Below are 17,827 nucleotides of genomic sequence, written 5' to 3' on the forward strand. Positions count from 1 at the left end.
GCGGCAGGCCGTTCGCGGGCCGTCACAGGCTCTCCACACCCGGCCTCCTAGACTGGTCGGGTGACGACGACTGCTCCGGCCCCCGCACCCACCACCACCAAGCGTGTCCTGCTCGCTGCGCCGCGTGGCTACTGCGCCGGCGTGGACCGCGCCGTGGTCGCCGTCGAGAAGGCGCTCGACGCCTACGGCGCGCCCGTCTACGTGCGCAAGGAGATCGTGCACAACAAGCACGTCGTCGACACGCTGCGCGACCGGGGGGCGATCTTCGTCGAGGAGACGGACGAGGTGCCCGAGGGTGCGCGGCTCGTCTTCTCGGCCCACGGCGTCTCGCCCGCGGTGCGCGAGTCCGCGGCGGCCCGCAGCCTGGACACGATCGACGCGACCTGCCCTCTGGTGACCAAGGTGCACAAGGAGGCCGTGCGGTTCGCCAAGGACGACTACGACATCCTGCTGATCGGCCACGACGGTCACGAGGAGGTCGAGGGCACCGCCGGTGAGGCGCCCGACCACGTCCAGGTCGTCAACTCGCCCGACGAGGTCGACAAGGTCGTGGTGCGCGACCCCGAGAAGGTCGTCTGGATCTCGCAGACCACGCTGTCCGTCGACGAGACGATGGAGACGGTCCGGCGCCTGCGCGAGAAGTTCCCCGAGATGCAGGACCCGCCGAGCGACGACATCTGCTACGCGACCCAGAACCGTCAGGTCGCGGTGAAGAAGCTCGCCCCCGAGTGCGATCTGGTGATCGTGGTCGGCTCGGCGAACTCCTCGAACTCGGTCCGGCTGGTCGAGGTCGCCCTGCAGGCCGGTGCCCGCACGTCGTACCGGGTGGACCGGGCGACGGAGATCGACGACGCCTGGTTCGAGGGCGTCACCACGGTGGGCGTGACGTCGGGCGCCTCGGTGCCGGAGATCCTCGTCGACGACGTCCTGCGCAAGCTCGCGGACCACGGGTACGGAGAGGTGCAGGAGGTCCGCACCGCGACGGAGGACCTGATGTTCTCGCTGCCGCGTGAGCTGCGGGCCGGGCTCAAGGAGTCCGGCGCCTCGGACGACCGCCCGCGCCCGCAGAAGCGGCGTGAGCTGCCGATCCAGCCGGTCTGAGCCTCAGCCGACGGCGGGCCAGAACACCGGCACCAGCGCGACGGTCGCCACGATCACGAGCAGGGTGAGCATCCAGCCGAGGCGCGCGTAGTCGGTGAACTGGTAGCCGCCCGGGCCGTAGACCATCATGTTGGTCTGGTAGCCGATGGGGGACAGGAACGACGCCGAGGCGGCCACCGCCACGGCGACGGCCGCTCCGCGCGGGTCGACGCCGCCCGCGGCGGCCGCGTTGACGGCGATCGGCAGCATGAGCAGGGCGGCGGCGTTGTTCGTGATGAGCTCGGTGAGCACGATCGTGGCGAGCACGAGGCCGAGCAGCACGCCGTAGGGGCCGAGAGCGCCGGCCACCTCCACGAGTCCGCCCGCGATGATCTCGGCCAGGCCGGAGCTCTCCATGGCGGCCGCCAGGCCGAACGCCGAGGCGATGACGAGGATCACGTCGAAGTCGATCGCCCGGCGCGCCTCGGTCACGGTGAGGACCTTGGCGGCGAGGAGCACGGCGGCGGCGACCAGCGCTCCGTCGAGGATCGGCACGAGGCCCGTGGCGGCCAGGACGACCACGGCTGCCAGCAGCGTCACGGGGACCCAGGCGCGTGACGTCGCCACGGGCGGGCTCCCGTCGAGCTCGGCCACGAGGAGGAAGTCGGGCCGGTCGCGCCAGCGGTCCCGGAACCCGGGGTCGCTGACGATGATGAGGGTGTCGCCCAGCCGGATGCGCTCCGTGCCCAGCCGGTTCGCGACGAGCTGTCCGGACCGGTGGATCGCGAGGACCGCGGCCTGGTAGGCGGAGCGGAACCCGACGTCCTTGAGCGTCTTGCCGACGAGGGGCGACCGCTGCCCGACGACGGCCTCGAAGTAGCGGACGGCCGGCTCCTCGAGGTCCAGGACGTGCGCGAGCTCGGTGGACCGCAGACCGGGGGTGTCCTGGAGGTCGACGACCCGGCTCGCGGGGCCGACGAAGTGCAGACGGTTGTCCCCACGCAGGACCGTCTCGGGCCGGACCGGCGCGATGACCGTGTCGCCGCGGTCGACGGAGGCGAGGAACAGTCCCTCCAGGCGCCGCAGCCGTGCCTGCTCGACGGACTTCCCGTCCAGCGGGCCGCCGGGCACGACCTGCATCTCGAAGGAGAACCGCCGGCCCTCCTCCTCGACCTCGGCCCGGGCCGACCGTCGGTCCGGCAGGACGACGGGTGCCATCACCACGAGCACGGCCAGGCCGACCAGGGCGATCGGCAGCCCGACCTGGGCGATCTCGAAGAAGCCCAGCTGTTCGAGGCCGAACGTCGTCATCTGGCTCGAGACGACCAGGGTCGTGGAGGTGCCGATCACCGTCAGCAGGCCACCCATGATCGCCGCGAACGAGATCGGCATGAGGAACTTCGACGGGGCGATGTCGCGCCGCTCCGCCCAGGCGGACACCTGCATCACCAGCATCGCGACGACGGGCGTGTTGTTGAGGAAGGCGGAGGCCGCCATGGTCGGGGTCAGGCTGCGCAGCAGCGGGCGCCGGTAGGTGCCGTTGTCGCCGAGCGTGCGTTGCATCACCGGTGTCAGGGCGCCCGTCTTCTCGACCGCGGCGGCCAGCACGAAGAGGGCGGCGACGGTGACGGGGGCCGGGTTGGAGAACCCGGAGAAGGCCTCTTGCGGGGTGACCACGCCGAGCACGAGTACGGCGACGGCCCCACCGAGCAGCACCAGCGAGGGCGCGACGCGGCCTCGCACCAGCAGCGCGAGCACTCCCACCACCACTGCCAGCGTCACCCAGGCGTCGACGCTCACGTTTCTCGCTCCACGGAGCGAGAGTACTTGCCCCGGCGGCGTCAGCCCGCAGCCGCGTCGGAGTCGTCCGCAGAGTCCGCGGCGCCGTCCTGGTCCTCGCGGCGCGCGGCCGCCCGCTCGAGCGCCCTGCGGTCCGCCTCGACCAGCGCCTCGAGCGCGGAGTCGGCGCTCACCGAGTCGATCGCGACGACGCCGCCCTCGTCGGCGGCCAGCAGCTCCGGCTTGGTGATGGGGCGCGGCGTCTCCTCCAGGCCGCGCACCTCGGAGATCTCGTCGCGCGCGTCGACGACGTCGAGCTCGACCATCCGGCGCGCCGAGGTGAGCACGTTCCGCTCGAGCGAGCCGACCATCGAGTTGTACGCCTTCGTCGACGCCTCGAGCGAGCGGCCCATCTTGGTCACGTGACCGGTCATCGTGACCAGCCGGGAGTGCAGCTCCTTGCCGACCTTCAGCACGCGCTGGGCGTTGTCCGCCAGCGCCTGCTGGCGCCAGGAGTAGGCCACGGTGCGCAGGAGGGCCAGCAGGGTGGCCGGGCTGGCCAGGATGACGTTCTTGCGCGCCGCCTCCTCCATCAGGGACGGGTCACGCTCCAGGGCCGCGGACAGGAAGGCCTCGGCGGGCACGAACATCACGACGAACTCGGGAGCCTGGTCGAACAGGTCCCAGTACCGCTTGGACGCGAGGTCGTCGACGTGCTTGCGCACGTGCCGGACGTGGGCGGCCATGCGTTCCGCGCGCACCTTCGGGTCGTCGGCCTGCTGAGCCTCGAGGTAGCCGAGGAACGCGACCTTGGAGTCGACCACGATGTTCTTGCCGCCCGCGAGGTTGATCACCATGTCGGGCCGCAGCGTCTCGCCGTCGTCGTTGGTGGCCTGGACCTGGACGTCGAAGTCGACCTGCTCGATCATCCCGGCCGCCTCGACGACCCGCTGGAGCTGCAGCTCGCCCCACGCGCCTCGCTCCTGCGAGGACCGCAGCGCCGTGACGAGGTCGTTGGTGCCCTTGCGCAGCTCGGTGTTGACCTCGGCGAGGCTGCGCATGTTCTCGCTGAGGCGCGAGTCGAACTCGATGCGCTTCTTCTCCTGCTCGGCGACCTCGAGGCGTACCTGCTCCAGGCTCTTCCCGATCGGCTCGACGAGGGCGGCGAACGCCTGCTCGCGCTTGGCGAGGGTCTCGTCGCCCCGCACCGCGGACTGCTTGAGCCGCTGCTCGGCCAGGTCGAGGAACTGCTTGCTGCTGGACTGCAGGACCTCCCCGGCCAGCGAGCGGAACTGCTGGGCCGTGCGCTCCTGGTCGCCCTTGACCTCGGCGACCTGCCGTTCGGCGTCCTGGCGGACCTGGGCGAGCTGCTTGTCCGCCTGGTCACGGGCCGCCGCCAGCTCCCGGGCGTGCTGCTCGCGTGCGTCCACGAGCCGGCGCTCGGCCTCCTGGCCGGCCTGCTGGAGCTGGTCACGCAGGGTCGCGGTCTCGCGTCGTGCCCCGGCGAGGTCGCTCTGCAGGCGTACGGACTCCATCTCCCCGGACCGGTCCTGGCCGGTCGCGCGCAGGGCGTGCCAGAGCCAGCCGACGAGCACCCCCACGCCGAGGGTGCCGAGCGAGAGCAGCAGAGCGGTCGTCGTCTCCATGTGCTTCAGGCTGCCACGCGGCACCGACACCGGTGGGGGAGGCGCTCGGGGAGACGGGCGGATCCGGCGCCGCCGGGACGGCTACGGTGGTCCCGTGACAGCGCCTCCCGACCCCACGCACCGGGGTCCCGACCCGGCCGCAGCGCTCAGCCTGCGCGGCCTGTGGAAGAAGTTCGACGACAAGATCGCCGTCGCGGGGATCGACCTGGACGTGCCGGCCGGTTCGTTCTTCGGGCTGGTGGGCCCGAACGGTGCCGGCAAGACGACCAGCCTGTCCATGGCGACGGGGCTGCTGCGCCCTGACTTCGGCACCGCGCACGTGCTCGGCACCGACCTGTGGGCGCACCCCGACGAGGCCAAGGCCCGGCTCGGGATCCTGCCCGACGGCGTGCGCCTGTTCGACCGCCTGACCGGCGCCCAGCTGCTCACCTACGCCGGCCTGCTGCGCGGTCTCGACCGGCCCACGGTGGCGGAACGCACCGAGGAGCTCCTGGCGGCGATGGACCTCGCCGCGGACCGCGACACCTTCGTGGTCGACTACTCGGCCGGCATGACCAAGAAGGTGGCGCTGGCGAGCGCGATGATCCATGCCCCGCGCGTCCTCGTGCTGGACGAGCCGTTCGAGGCCGTCGATCCCGTCAGTGCCGCCAACATCCGCGACATCCTGCACTCGTACGTCGGCGGCGGAGGCACGGTCGTCGTGTCCAGCCACGTCATGGACCTCGTCCAGCGGATGTGCTCGCACGTCGCGATCATCGCCGGCGGGCACGTGCTCGACGCGGGCACGGTGGACGCCGTGCGCGGCGAGCAGACGCTGGAGGACCGGTTCGTCGACCTGGTGGGCGGTCGGCGAGGGACGGAGGGCCTGGCGTGGTTGCGCACCTCGTCCGACTCAAGCTGAGGCTCCTCGTCAACACGTTGCGGCGCAGCGTGTGGCAGACCATCGGGCTCTGCTTCGCCCTGCTCTACGGGCTGTTCGTCGTCGGTCTCCTCGTGACGGTCGCGATCGCCGGCGGCCGGAACGACCCGGTGCTCACCGGGCAGCTCCTGACCGTGGTGGGTGCCGTCGTCGTGCTCGGGTGGTGGGTCGTGCCGCTGTTCGCGTTCGGGGTGGACGCCACGCTGGACCCGATGCGGTTCGTCACGTTCGCCATCCCGCGTCGCCAGCTGCTCGCCGGGCTCGCGGTGGCGAGCGTGGTGTCCGTCCCGGCGGCGGTGACGCTGCTCGCCGCGCTCGGCACCTCGTTCGCATGGGCGAGCGACCCGCTCGCGCTGCTCGCGGCGCTCGTCGGCGCCGTCGCCGCACTCGCGCTGTGCGTGGTCGGTTCGCGGGCCACGACGACGGCGCTCGCCCCGCTGCTCGACTCCCGCCGGTACCGCGAGATCCTCATGGTCGTGGCGATCGTCCCGCTCCTGCTGGTCGGTCCGGGCATCGCCTGGCTGACCTCGGGAGCCGAGCGGTCCGCCGGTCCGGAGGGCGTCACGGTCACCGCGTCCGGCCCCGAGCCGGCCGTGTTCGACGCGCTGGCCCAGGTGGCCGACGTGGTCGCGTGGACCCCCTTCGGGGCGCCCTGGGCTTTCGCCGGGGCCGTGCACGACGGCGCGTGGGGGCTGCTGCTGGCCCGTCTCGCCGTCGTCGTCGTCACCCTGGGCGTCGCCTGGTGGGTCTGGGACCGTGCACTCGCCCGCGCCCTGGTGAGCCCGCCGCACAGCGGCGCCGGCGGGAAGGTGCGCGGCCTGGGCTGGTTCGGCCGGTTCCCCGCGACACCCACGGGCGCCGTCGCCGCGCGGTGCGCCACGTACTGGTTGCGCGACCCTCGCTACGCCGTCTCGCTCGCGGTGATACCGCTGCTGCCGGTCGCGCTCGCGGCGTTCGGTCTGTCGTCCGGTGCGGGTGTCGGGATGCTGCTCGTCGTGGCGCCGTTGGTCGCCTTCATCCTGGGCTTCGGGATCTCCAACGACGTGGGGTACGACCACACGGCGTTCGCGCTGCACGTGGCCACGGGCGTGCCGGGTCGGGCGGACCGGTGGGGCAGGGTGCTGCCGGTCCTGGTCGTGGGCGTGCCGCTGGTGGCGGCGATGGCCGTCGCGGCCGCGGGCGCCGCCGCGAGGTGGGACGTCCTGCCGGCGCTGCTGGGCCTGTCGCTCGGCGTGCTGGGCGCCTCGCTCGGGACGTCGAGCGCCGTCTCGGCGCGGCTCGTGTACCCCGTGCCGAAGCCGGGGGAGAGCGCCTTCAAGACGCCGCAGGGCGCCACCGTCGCGACCCTGGTGGCGCAGTCGGTGGCGTTCCTGGTGGTGCTCGCGCTCGTGCTGCCGACGCTCGTGCTGGCCCTGGTCGCCCTGCTGGGTGGGGCGACCGGGTTCGGCTGGGCCGCGCTCGCCGTCGGGACCGCCACGGCGGCGGGGGCGCTCGCCGCCGGCACCCGCTGGGGCGCGCGGGTCTACGAACGACGCCTGCCGGACCTGTTGGCGCAGGTCACAGCCTTCCGCTGACCTGTCCCGCGGTGCCCACGCACCCGGGCGTGTCGCACGGACCTGACACACTGGTCGGCGTGAATTCTGCGAGTGACCGACCGGCAGCGACTCTTCCCGACGACTGGACGGCGGTGGCTCCCGGCCTCGCGGACGCTCCACGGCTGAGCGAGCTCCGCGCCCGGCAGGCCGCTCCGCACACCGGGTCGACGGAGGCCTACGTGCAGGCCGTCGAGAACGAGATCGCCGGCCAGGCGTCCTGGACGCGTCGGCACGTCGTGGTGCGTGACGCCGACGGCATCGTCCGTGCCTGGGCGCACGCCCACGACCGGGCGGCGGGCCGCGCGGTCATCGGGATCGAGGTGGACCGCACCGTGGCGACCGAAGTCCAGGAGCGGGTGGCCGCCTGGTGCTACGCGTGGCTGGCGGACGTCGGCCGGGAGCTCGCCCAGGTCCGCGGCCTGGAGGCCACGCAGCTCGACGCCGGGGCTTTCGCCGGCGACGACGTCGTGCGCGGCTGGTTGACCGCGGCCGGCTTCCGCCGCGCGCGCACCTGGTGGCACATGACGCGACCGGTGGAGGCCCACGAGGGGGAGCCCGGAGCGTTCCCCGCGCCCAAGGACGGTGTCACCGTGCGCCGCGTCTCGCAGCACGACAACGGCATCCCGGTCGCCGAGGACGTCAACGCCGTCTACCAGGTCCTGGAGACGGCGTTCACCGACCACTTCAACTCTTACCAGGAGTACTTCACGGAGTTCGTGCAGCGCCTGCGCGAGGACCCGGGGCACCGCTGGGACCACTGGTGGCTGGCGTTCACGGACGACCCCTCCGCCCCCGAGGCGCAGCCGGTGCCCGCCGGTGCCCTGGTGGGATCGGAGTCCAAGCCGGACGCGTCCGGCAGCAGAGGGACCTACATCGACTACATCGGTGCGCTGGCCGAGGCGCGGGGCCGAGGAGTGGCGACCGCGCTGCTGTACGCCGTCATCGCCGACGCGGCCGCCCGTGGCCGTCGCCGGGTGGGTCTGGAGGTCGACGCGGACAGCCCCACCGGGGCCGAGGCGCTCTACACCAAGCTGGGCTGGCACACGGCGTACATCACCGAGTCCTGGCACCGGGACATCACGGTCGAGGCTTGAGGCCCCGGACCTGACCGGTCGCGGTGCGGACGATGCGTAGACTGGGCCGACGTGGCACTCACTATCGGCATCGTCGGCCTGCCCAACGTCGGCAAGTCCACCCTCTTCAACGCCCTGACCCGCAACACCGTGCTCGCGGCGAACTATCCGTTCGCGACGATCGAGCCCAACGTGGGAGTGGTGCCCCTGCCGGACGAGAGGCTCGGCAAGCTCGCCGAGATCTTCGGGTCCGACCGCATCCTGCCCGCGACGGTGTCGTTCGTCGACATCGCGGGCATCGTCAAGGGCGCCTCCGAGGGGGAGGGGCTCGGCAACAAGTTCCTCGCGAACATCCGTGAGGCCGACGCGATCTGCCAGGTGACGCGCGCCTTCGACGACGGCGACGTGGTGCGGGTCGAGGGCTCGCAGGACGCCGCCGGCGACATCGAGACGATCTCCACCGAGCTCATCCTCGCCGACCTCCAGACCCTGGAGAAGGCGCTGCCGAGGATGGAGAAGGAGGTCAAGATCAAGAAGGGCGACCCGGTCCTGTTCGCCGCGGCGAAGCAGGCGCAGGAGATCCTCGAGGCGGGCACCACCCTGTTCCAGGGCGCGAAGACCGCCGGTCTCGACCTCGCCGAGATCGCCTCGCTGCAGCTCATGACGGCCAAGCCGTTCATCTACGTCTTCAACACCGACGACGCCGGGCTCGCCGACACCGCGATGCAGGACCGCATGCGCGAGCTCGTGGCGCCGGCTCACGCGATCTTCCTGGACGCGAAGTTCGAGGCGGAGCTCGTCGAGCTGGAGCCCGACGAGGCGGCCGAGATGCTCGCGGAGTCGGGGCAGACGGAGGCCGGCCTCGACCAGCTCGCCCACGTCGGGTTCGACACCCTGGGCCTGCAGACGTACCTCACGGCCGGCCCCAAGGAGGCCCGGGCCTGGACCATCCGCAAGGGCTGGACTGCCCCGCAGGCCGCCGGCGTCATCCACACCGACTTCGAGCGAGGCTTCATCAAGGCGGAGATCGTCTCGTTCGAGGACCTGGTCGAGCACGGCTCGGTCCAGGCCGCCAAGGCGGCCGGCAAGGCCCGCATCGAGGGCAAGGACTACGTGATGGTCGACGGCGACGTGGTGGAGTTCCGGTTTAACGTCTAGCGTTAATGATGGCGCCCGTTATGCACTGGTCTCGTGATCAGATCGTTCGGCAGCAAGGACACCGAGCGCATCTGGCATGAGCAGTACGTCAAGCGCGTTGACCGGTCGGTGCAGCGGGCGACCTTACGGAAGCTCGAGTTGATCCATGCAGCGAAGGATGTCGAGGACCTCATGGTCCCGCCCAGCAACCGCCTGGAGCGTCTGGTCGGCGACCGACGCGGGCAGCACAGCATCCGTGTGAACGGGCAATGGCGTCTCTGCTTCGTCTGGAGAGATGGAGGTGCGGACAATGTCGAACTCGTCGACTACCACTGAGGGCGACCTGATCGAGCCGATCCACCCGGGAGAGATCCTGATGGAGGATTTCATCGAGGCCCTCGGTATCACGCAGCACAAGCTGGCTGTGTCCATCGGCGTGCCCCCGCGGCGGATCAACGAGATTGTTCATGGCAAGCGCGGGATCACGGCAGACACTGCGATCCGACTGGCGCGCTACTTCGGAACGTCCGAGGAGCTCTGGATGAATCTGCAGTCACACTACGAGCTGCGGCTCGAGCGGCGCGCTCTGCGCGAGAAGGTCGCTGCAATCACACCGCTAGTCGTCGCGTGACCGGTCGCCTCGTCGTGGTCTCCGGTCTGCCCGGGGTTGGTAAGACGAGCGTCGCCGAGATCGTCGCTGCGCGCACGGGGTCGGTCCATCTTTCCATCGATGCGGTCGAGGAGTCGATCCTTGCCTGCGGTCTGCCGTCAGGGTGGCAGGTTGGCGTCGCTGCGTATGAGGCGGCGCGTGCGATGGCGGAGCAGAATCTGCGGCTCGGTCACGATGTCGTCGTCGATGCTGTCAACGACAGTGAAGAGGCTCGGCAGACCTGGCGGACTGCGGCCACGCGAACCGGTGCACACATCGAGTTCGTGTACCTCATGATCTCCGATGCGCGGGAGCATGAGCGAAGGCTCAGCGGCAGGGATCGCGGTCTCGTCTTCGTCGGTGAGCCGACCTGGACGGACGTTGAGCGCCGGCGCGCTGACGACGCCGCATGGTCCGATGAGGTCGTGGAGTTCGACACGGCAGCGCGGACTGCGGACGAGATCGCAGACGCACTTGCCGCGCGCCTCAGCACGAAATGAGCGCACGATACGGAGGGGGTGAGGTCCGCGCCGAGCCATCGACCTCCCGCCCACGGCCGTGGCGACGGAACCGTGGCCGCCGCACATCTCGCATGCGACCCCACCTGAGCAGCACGTGAAGCGCGTTGGCCGGACGGTGCAGCGGGAAGTGGGGTATGTGGGGCCGTGAGGTTCCTCTGCCGTTCACCGCTCGGACGGTGCGGGGCGCCCGCGCCGGCGCAGGAGCAGCGGGGCCACGACGGCACCGGCGGCGCAGGGGAGCAGGAGCGTGCTGCTGATCGGCAGGGCGAAGCCGAGCTCGCCCGAGGTGTCCCGGATGAGTATCACGGTCAGCGAGACGGTCACGCCCAGGACCAGCGCGACGAGGGCGAGCACGCCCGCCCCACGGCGACGAGTCGCTATCAGGGCGATGGTCGTCGTCCAGACCAGCGCGCCGAGCACCGCGACCGACACGAGGATGCTCGCGGAGAGGTCGACGGCCGTCGCGACCTGGGCCCCGGTGTACCCGGGGTAGGCGGAGCGCAGATGGGCGGCGAGAAGTCCGTCACCGGTCGCGTCGAGGATCGTCACGAGCGCGACGACGAGGGTCGTCGCGAGCCCGAGGGCGCTCCACCACAGGGCTGCGCGGGACGGGGGCGGTGTGGTCATGAGTTCCTCCTGCGTAGCGCTCGGCTGTTTTGTGAACATGTTCTCAAAATAAAGGAAGACGCCGCCGGTGCGCAACGCCTTACCCGGAGGGCAGCAGGAGCAGGCGGGGCGACGGCTCGTACCGAGAGCGTCGGGAGATGATGGGCCGATGTCACGTGCGCAGCCCGAGACCCGTCGTCGCGGCCGTCCGTCCACGACGTCGCGCGCGGAGATCGTCGCTGCCGCGCGCCGGCTCATCGAGGACGAGGGTGCGGAACGGCTGACCCTCCGGCGTCTCGCGACGGCGATGGGCGTCGGTCCCTCGACGCTCTACCGCCACGTCCGTGACCGGGAGGACCTCCTGGTCCTGGTGCTGGACGACTTCCTGCAGCAGGTGCCCCTGCCGGATCTGCCGCGGGCGCCGCGCGAGCGCGTCGTCGTGGCCGCGGTCGCCATGCGGGACGCGCTCGCGAGCCGGCCGTGGGCGGCGGACGTGCTCGCCGTCGACGGGTTCCTCGGTCGGCTCGACGACGCCTCGGTGCGCCTCGTCGAGGTCGTGCTGGCCGCCGCCGTGGAGGCGGGATGTTCGAGCGAGCAGGCCGTGGACCTGTTTCGAGCCCTGTGGTCGCACTGCGTCGGCGAGGTGCTGATCCGCGCGCGGTCCCGGACGACCACGCGCGAAGAGCGGGCCCGTTACCCAGGGTTCGCGTCACGCGACCCGCGGCTGCTGCCGCGCCTGGCGGAGATCGGGACGCGCTGGCCGCACATCGCGGCACGGGACACCTACGCCGCAGGTGTCCGTGCGCTCGTCGACGGCATGCTGCCGCGGCCCGCCGACGGCGCCTGAGGCGTGGCCATGGAGCACGCCTGCAGTCCACCATCGTTTCACCATCGTCGACGGACATCGGGTCTATGACCGCGAGGCCGCGAGATCTTCGGTCCGGCGGTCGCGCGCATTCACCCGCGACCTGCCCGAGGCACGAGTCGAGCTGTACCCGGGCGGCCAATTCCTCCTCGAGTCCGCGCTCGACGAGGTCACGACGTCCGTGCGCTCGTTCCTCGCAGGGGCGCTGGCCTGATGGACCCCCTCTCGTCCACCGAGCGGAATTGCCGCACAGCAATCACCATTCGCACGACGATCATGTCGTCGACATGTCGGCTGCACCATCTCGACAGCTGTCATGAATGGCAGCGCGCCAATGCGCCCGGCCGATAGCGAGAGTCCATTCCGGTGACGACGGCGAGATACCGCTCGTCGATATCGCGTTCCGGTGCGGACCCGGCCGGTACCGCACCCGCCACGCCGGGGGAGCCCGCCGTTGCCCCTGGTCGCGCCCCGTGCCACGGTGGCAGCGTGAGTCTCGGACGCGGCGAGGTGCGGCGCTTCTGGGCCGAGCTCGTCGGGCCGGAGGCGACGCCCGTCGACCACGCCCTGACCGTCGCCACGACGGTGGCCGGTGCGGTGGTGGCACCGCTCGTCGCCCGGAGGAACGATGCCGGCCGGGCAGGTGCCGTCGCGGCCTGCCTGCTCGCCGTCGACCTCAGCGGTGGTGCCTACGTCAACAACACCCGGGCGTGCGCACGCTGGTACGAGCGTCCGGGCCAGGGCGAGGCGGACCACCTGACGTTCGCCGCGCTGCACGTGCACCCGGCCGTCGTCGCCTGGATCGACCGGGGGATCGGCCGCCGGGTCCCCGGCGTCACCTGGGCCGCGGCCCACTACGCCTACCTCATGGGGTCGACGGCGGTCATCCGGCGCTTCCCGGCCCGTCGGCGGCCGCTGGGCGTGGCCCTCACGGTCGGAGGTCTCGCGCTCGACGCCGCGCTCGGCCCGTCCGCCCGGGCCCCGTGGTTCGCGTGGACCTACTACCCGAAGCTGCTGCTCGGGCACGCGGCGGCGGCCCTGTGGTCGGACGAGGACCTCAGGGCTCCGCTCTCGTAGGCGGATCCGACGACCCGCGGAAATGCGTTGCTCTCACCGCGACCGGGTGGCAACGTCACGGGCATGACCGGTCTCGCTCCGCTGCTCGCCGCCTATGACGACCAGCTCCGCACGGACGCCGAGACCCCGTCGGCGTCGCGAGTGGACCGTCTCGGCCCGCTGCGGCTCGTCACGTTCCCCGGTGGCCGCGGGTTCGTGACCTACCCGGATCTCGGTGGCGCCGACGCGGCGGGCGTGCGCGAGCTCGTCGCGTCCGCGGTGGAGCACTACCGCGGTGACGAGGAGATCGTCCGGGTCGAGTGGAAGACGCGTGGACACGACCACGCACCCGGGCTGCACGAGGCGCTGACCGGTGCCGGGTTCGTCCCGGACGGGACCGAGTCGATCATGGTCGGCCGGACCGAGGAGCTCGCGGCCGTCGACGTCGTGCCGCCCGACGGCGTGACGCTGCGCAGGATCGACGCCGAGGCGGACGTCCGCGCGATGCAGGCGATGGCGGACGAGGTGTTCGGGGACCCGCCGTCGGCCGGGAACGCCGACGCGATCCTGCGCAGGCAGGCGGTCGACCCTGCCATGGAGATCTGGATCGCGGAGGCGGGCGACGAGATCGTGAGCGCGGGGCGGCTCGAGCCCGTCGCCGGCACCGAGTTCGCGGGAGTCTGGGGCGGTTCGACGCGCCCGGGGTGGCGTGGACGCGGCATCTACCGGGCCCTGACCGCTGCCCGCGCCCGGTCGGCGCTCGCGGCGGGCAAGCCGCTGATGCACAGCGACTCGACCGAGCACTCCCGGCCGATCCTGGAGCGGGCGGGCATGGTGAAGGTGTCCACGACGACGCCGTACCGCTGGCGGCGCCACGCAGAGGCGGACCGATGAGCCTGCAGGACGACCCGTTCGACTACCGGGTCACGAAGGACGGCCGGGTCCTCGTCAGCAGGGGCGGCCGGCTGGTGGTCGTGGTTTCCGGGGCGAAGGCGGCCCGGCTGGTCTCGCTCCTGGGCCGGGACGACGCCCAGGACCAGGAGCTCCTCGCGCGGGCCACCGGGAACTACCGCCGCGGCAACGAGAAGCGAGGCCATCGCCCCTGATGGTGCGGGAATTCGGGGTCGATTCCCTTTCGTGCCCCTTCCATAACACCGCCATACTGGTGTTGATGTGATGGAACAGGGTCACCTTGTTTCGCTTGTGTTCCGGTGCGACCGGCGAAATCGTGCGTTGTGCTTCTAGGCAGTCTCAGATCCATAACGATCAACTCGGAAAGTGTCGAGAGGGTGAATAGCATCACTCTCTGCTGGGTACGGTGTGGCGAACACCACGGACCCTCCGAGGGTGAGGCCGGACACAGCGCGTCGCGCGCCGGTCGAGCACGACGGGGGTCCTTCCCCTGAGGAGGAAACCCAGTGAAGATCAGGCGAGCAAGCGCAGCCGTCGCGGCCGTCGCCGCGGGCGCCCTGCTGTTCTCGGCATGCTCCAGCCCGGCAGCCGACGACGAGCCCCAGACCGAGGACACCGCTGCGGAGTCGATGGAGACCGAGCAGATCAGCGATCCGTGCAAGGTCGACACCGGCACCACGGAGACCGCGGAGGGTGAGGTCAAGTACTCCGTCGGCGAGGACGAGTTCCTCGGTTACAACACCCTCACGCCGGAGACGTACTCCACGTACAACAGCGCCGTGACCGAGCGCATCCAGGGTCTCTTCTGGTACTTCGGCGTCGACGGCACGATCTGCCACGACGAGAACTTCGGCACCTACGAGGCCATCTCCGAGGACCCGCTGCAGGTCCGGTACACGATCGCGGACGACGCGGTGTGGTCCGACGGTACGCCCATCACCTACGCCGACTTCCTGCTCGACTGGGCCACTCAGGCGATCACCGCCGACGGCGCCGTCACCGAGGACGCGAGCGAGGAGGCGCTGTTCAACAGCATCAGCGGCCTGACCCTCGGAGACTACGTGCCGGACGGTCCGCAGGCCGACGCCGCGGACGCCAAGACGTTCCAGTACGACTACGAGCGCGTCTACGCCGACTGGGAGATCCTGGTCAGCACCCCGCTCCCGGCGCACGTGGTCGCCGAGCAGATCGGCATCACCACCGAGGAGCTCGTCACCGCGATCCAGGAGGTCGACATGGACGTCCTCGAGGACGCCGTCGAGTTCTGGAACACGGGCTGGCTCTCCGAGACGCCGGGCGAGCTGCCCGACCCGGCGCTGGTCCCCTCCTCCGGCCCCTACATGTTCAAGGAGGACGGTTGGGTCGCCGGTCAGTCCATCACCCTGACGGCCAACGAGAACTACTGGGGCCCGCCGGCCGCGACCCAGGACGTCACGTTCCGGTTCGCCGCGGCGGACACCCACGTCCAGGCCCTGCAGAACGGTGACCTCGACGTCATCGAGCCGCAGGCCACCGTGGACACGGTGGACCAGCTCGAGCAGCTCGGTTCGCAGGTCACCGTCACCACCGGCCAGACGCTGACCTGGGAGCACCTCGACTTCAACTTCAACAACGGCATCTTCTCCGAGAGCCTGGACGCCCGCGAGGCGTTCGCCTACTGCGTGCCGCGCCAGAAGATCGTCGACGACCTGATCAAGCCGATCGACGACACCGCCGTGGTCATGAACGCCCGCGAGGTGTTCCCGTTCCAGACGGAGAAGTACGACGAGATCGTGGCCGAGTCGTACGACGGCCGCTACGACGAGGTCGACCTGGAGACGGCCAAGGAGAAGTTCGCGGCCGCCGGTCTCGAGGAGGGCACCGAGGTCCGCATCGGCTACTCCGCGCCCAACCCGCGCCGCGCCGACGAGATCGCCTCGATCAAGGCGTCGTGCGACCAGGTGGGCTTCGACATCGTCGACACCGGCTCGCCGGAGTTCTTCGACAAGGACCTGCCCAACGGTGACTACGAGGTCGCGCTGTTCGCCTGGGCCGGCTCGGGCCAGAAGGCCTCCGGTCAGAACATCTACGCGACCGGCCAGCCGCAGAACTACGGCGGCTACTCGGACGAGGTCGTCGACGAGGCGTGGGAGACCCTCGCCTCGACCGCCGACGAGGCGGTGCACGTCGAGCAGACCAAGGTGATCGAGAAGCAGCTCTGGGACACGCTGTTCGGCATCCCGCTGTTCGCTCACCCGGGTGTCGGTGCGTACAGCTCCGACCTCGAGAACGTGCGTGACACGGCCGCGCAGTCGGGCATCGTGTGGAACGCGGAGCAGTGGGCTCGCGCGTCCTGACGTCCTGACCGCCTGAGAGGCACGCGCGTGCGGGGACAGGGGAGCTCCCCTGTCCCCGCACGCCTGCCCGATCGTGAAGGGGCACCTCGTGCTCAAGTTCAACCTCCGCCGCCTGGGCATCTCCGCCCACGTCCTGCTGGCGGCGTCGTTCCTCATGTTCGTCCTCACCGTGAACTCCGGTGACCCGCTCAAGGACCTGCGCGAGAGCAACGCGGACAACAAGCAGCAGCTCATCGACGCGCGCGTCGATCACATGGGGCTCGACGACCCGGACGTGGTCCGCTACGTGGACTGGCTCGCCGGCGTCGGCCAGTGCTTCACGGGCACCTGCGACCTCGGCACCACCGTCACCGGCGCCAACGTCCTCGACCTGACCGCGCAAGCCGCGACCTCGACGCTCCGGCTGGTCACGGCGGCCACCCTTCTCGCCATCGTCGTCGGGATCGCCGTCGGGATCATCTCCGCCATCCGCCAGTACTCCGGGTTCGACTACTCGGTGACGTTCCTCGCCTTCCTCTTCTTCTCGCTGCCGGTGTTCTGGGCGGCGGTCCTCCTGAAGGAGTACGGCGCGATCCGGTTCAACGACTGGATAGCCGGTGGCGACATGAAACCGCTGATGATCTTCGGCACAGCGGCCGTCGCCGGAGTGGTCGTCGGAGCGGTGCTCGGCGGCTCCTGGCGACGCATCCTGAGCACCGGTGCGGTGACCTTCGCGTTCGTCGCTCTCGTGCTGTGGGTGCTGAACGCCCTTGACTGGTTCCGCAACCCGTTCTTCGGCCTCGGCATGGTGCTGCTGACGTCGCTCGGTGCCGCCGTCCTGGTGACCGCCATCGTCGCCGGGCTCGGCAACCGCCGCGTGCTGTACGCGGCGCTGACCACCGCCGTCGTCGGCGCCCTCAGCTACCTCGCCTTCGCCGGGATCCTGCTCGAACCGTCGTCGTGGTGGGTCCTCATCGGGCTGTTCCTGCTCGCCGTGGTCGTCTCGATCGGCATCGGCGCCGCCTGGGGCGGCTACGCACGCAAGCAGGCGATGCTGATCTCCGGTATCACCGGTGCCATCACCTCGCTGGTCATCGTGTTCGACATCCTCGTGGCCAGCTGGGCGAGCTTCCTGCAGCTCAAGTCGCGGCCGATCTCGACGATCGGCTCGGAGACGCCGAACTTCTCGGGCGACTTCTGGGAGTCGGTGCTGGACACCGGCATGCAGCTCGTGCTGCCCACCGTGGTCCTGACCCTCATCTCGGTCGCGTCGTACTCCCGTTACACCCGCTCGTCCATGCTCGAGGTGATGAACCAGGACTACGTGCGCACCGCGCGGTCCAAGGGACTCTCCGAGCGGGCGGTCGTCACCAAGCACGCCTTCCGCAACGCGCTGATCCCCATCACGACGATCGTGGCGTTCGACTTCGCCGGGCTCATCGGCGGCGCGGTGATCACCGAGAGCGTGTTCGGCTGGAAGGGCATGGGGGCCATGTTCCGTGAGGGTCTCGACCGCGTCGACCCCGCCCCGGTGATGGCGTTCTTCCTGGTGACCGGTACCGCGGCGATCCTGATGAACATGCTCGCCGACATCGCCTACGCCTACCTCGACCCACGGATCCGGCGGTGAGACCCATGACCGGAACCCGTACGCCTCACACCCGCGGAGCGAGC

At 70.7% G+C, this 17,827-nt stretch carries 17 protein-coding genes; 14 read left to right on the forward strand and 3 right to left on the reverse strand.

Going from position 1 to position 17,827, the window contains the following annotated elements:
* Positions 1–60: 60 nt before the first annotated feature.
* Entirely contained in the window at positions 61–1,101 is a 1,041-nt protein-coding gene (locus ACH5HR_RS08035) for a 4-hydroxy-3-methylbut-2-enyl diphosphate reductase (RefSeq protein WP_416477258.1), read from the forward strand.
* Positions 1,102–1,104: 3 nt separating this feature from the next.
* Here the strand turns inward: ACH5HR_RS08035 and ACH5HR_RS08040 are convergent, their stop codons facing one another.
* Both ACH5HR_RS08040 and ACH5HR_RS08045 read right to left on the reverse strand, forming a co-directional pair.
* Complete coding sequence (locus ACH5HR_RS08040) at positions 1,105–2,880, reverse strand: SLC13 family permease (RefSeq protein ID WP_416477259.1); 1,776 nt, start codon at positions 2,878–2,880, stop codon at positions 1,105–1,107.
* Between the two features lie 41 nt (positions 2,881–2,921).
* Positions 2,922–4,505 (reverse strand): DNA recombination protein RmuC, encoded by a 1,584-nt coding sequence (locus tag ACH5HR_RS08045; protein ID WP_416477261.1) that lies wholly within the window; start codon positions 4,503–4,505, stop codon positions 2,922–2,924.
* A 94-nt stretch (positions 4,506–4,599) separates the two neighbouring features.
* On the opposite strand from ACH5HR_RS08045, the gene ACH5HR_RS08050 reads away from it, so the two are divergent.
* From ACH5HR_RS08050 to ACH5HR_RS08080, 7 genes are read left to right on the forward strand one after another with little or no spacing between them, the layout of a single operon-like run.
* Positions 4,600–5,406, forward strand: a complete 807-nt coding sequence (locus ACH5HR_RS08050; RefSeq protein ID WP_416477262.1) for an ABC transporter ATP-binding protein — start codon at positions 4,600–4,602, stop codon at positions 5,404–5,406.
* A complete protein-coding gene (locus ACH5HR_RS08055; RefSeq protein ID WP_416477264.1) occupies positions 5,376–6,998 on the forward strand; it encodes a hypothetical protein in 1,623 nt (540 codons plus the stop codon). Before ACH5HR_RS08050 ends, ACH5HR_RS08055 begins: the two co-directional genes overlap by 31 nt.
* A 59-nt stretch (positions 6,999–7,057) precedes the next feature.
* A complete protein-coding gene (locus tag ACH5HR_RS08060; RefSeq protein ID WP_416477266.1) occupies positions 7,058–8,113 on the forward strand; it encodes a GNAT family N-acetyltransferase in 1,056 nt (351 codons plus the stop codon).
* A gap of 51 nt (positions 8,114–8,164) precedes the next feature.
* Positions 8,165–9,250 (forward strand): redox-regulated ATPase YchF, encoded by a 1,086-nt coding sequence (gene ychF, locus ACH5HR_RS08065; RefSeq protein ID WP_416477267.1) that lies wholly within the window; start codon positions 8,165–8,167, stop codon positions 9,248–9,250.
* A 33-nt stretch (positions 9,251–9,283) separates the two neighbouring features.
* Positions 9,284–9,565, forward strand: a complete 282-nt coding sequence (locus ACH5HR_RS08070; protein ID WP_416477269.1) for a type II toxin-antitoxin system RelE/ParE family toxin — start codon at positions 9,284–9,286, stop codon at positions 9,563–9,565.
* Positions 9,540–9,860, forward strand: coding sequence for a HigA family addiction module antitoxin (locus tag ACH5HR_RS08075; RefSeq protein ID WP_416477271.1), 321 nt, complete (start codon positions 9,540–9,542; stop codon positions 9,858–9,860). The genes ACH5HR_RS08070 and ACH5HR_RS08075 overlap by 26 nt, the downstream gene beginning before the upstream one ends.
* On the forward strand, positions 9,857–10,378 hold the full coding sequence (locus tag ACH5HR_RS08080) for a P-loop nucleotide/nucleoside kinase family protein (RefSeq protein WP_416477273.1): 522 nt from the start codon (positions 9,857–9,859) through the stop codon (positions 10,376–10,378). The genes ACH5HR_RS08075 and ACH5HR_RS08080 overlap by 4 nt, the downstream gene beginning before the upstream one ends.
* 183 nt (positions 10,379–10,561) lie before the next feature.
* Here the strand turns inward: ACH5HR_RS08080 and ACH5HR_RS08085 are convergent, their stop codons facing one another.
* On the reverse strand, positions 10,562–11,026 hold the full coding sequence (locus ACH5HR_RS08085) for a hypothetical protein (RefSeq protein WP_416477274.1): 465 nt from the start codon (positions 11,024–11,026) through the stop codon (positions 10,562–10,564).
* A 148-nt stretch (positions 11,027–11,174) separates the two neighbouring features.
* Between ACH5HR_RS08085 and ACH5HR_RS08090 the strand changes: the two genes are divergently transcribed.
* The 6 genes from ACH5HR_RS08090 (at position 11,175) to ACH5HR_RS08115 (ending at position 17,783) form a co-directional block, all read left to right on the forward strand.
* Positions 11,175–11,852: a TetR/AcrR family transcriptional regulator gene (locus tag ACH5HR_RS08090; RefSeq protein WP_416477276.1), complete on the forward strand. Its 678-nt coding sequence runs from the start codon at positions 11,175–11,177 to the stop codon at positions 11,850–11,852.
* A gap of 507 nt (positions 11,853–12,359) precedes the next feature.
* On the forward strand, positions 12,360–12,947 hold the full coding sequence (locus tag ACH5HR_RS08095) for a hypothetical protein (RefSeq protein WP_416477278.1): 588 nt from the start codon (positions 12,360–12,362) through the stop codon (positions 12,945–12,947).
* A 63-nt stretch (positions 12,948–13,010) separates the two neighbouring features.
* Complete coding sequence (locus tag ACH5HR_RS08100) at positions 13,011–13,820, forward strand: GNAT family N-acetyltransferase (protein WP_402375922.1); 810 nt, start codon at positions 13,011–13,013, stop codon at positions 13,818–13,820.
* A complete protein-coding gene (locus ACH5HR_RS08105) occupies positions 13,817–14,032 on the forward strand; it encodes a hypothetical protein (protein ID WP_402375924.1) in 216 nt (71 codons plus the stop codon). The genes ACH5HR_RS08100 and ACH5HR_RS08105 overlap by 4 nt, the downstream gene beginning before the upstream one ends.
* 312 nt (positions 14,033–14,344) lie before the next feature.
* Positions 14,345–16,174: an ABC transporter substrate-binding protein gene (locus ACH5HR_RS08110; RefSeq protein WP_402375926.1), complete on the forward strand. Its 1,830-nt coding sequence runs from the start codon at positions 14,345–14,347 to the stop codon at positions 16,172–16,174.
* Between the two features lie 88 nt (positions 16,175–16,262).
* Positions 16,263–17,783, forward strand: coding sequence for an ABC transporter permease (locus ACH5HR_RS08115; protein ID WP_416477280.1), 1,521 nt, complete (start codon positions 16,263–16,265; stop codon positions 17,781–17,783).
* The last annotated feature ends 44 nt before the right edge of the window (positions 17,784–17,827 follow it).

It is taken from the genome of Isoptericola maris, assembly GCF_048065335.1.
Classification (GTDB): Bacteria; Actinomycetota; Actinomycetes; order Actinomycetales; family Cellulomonadaceae; genus Isoptericola; species Isoptericola rhizosphaerae.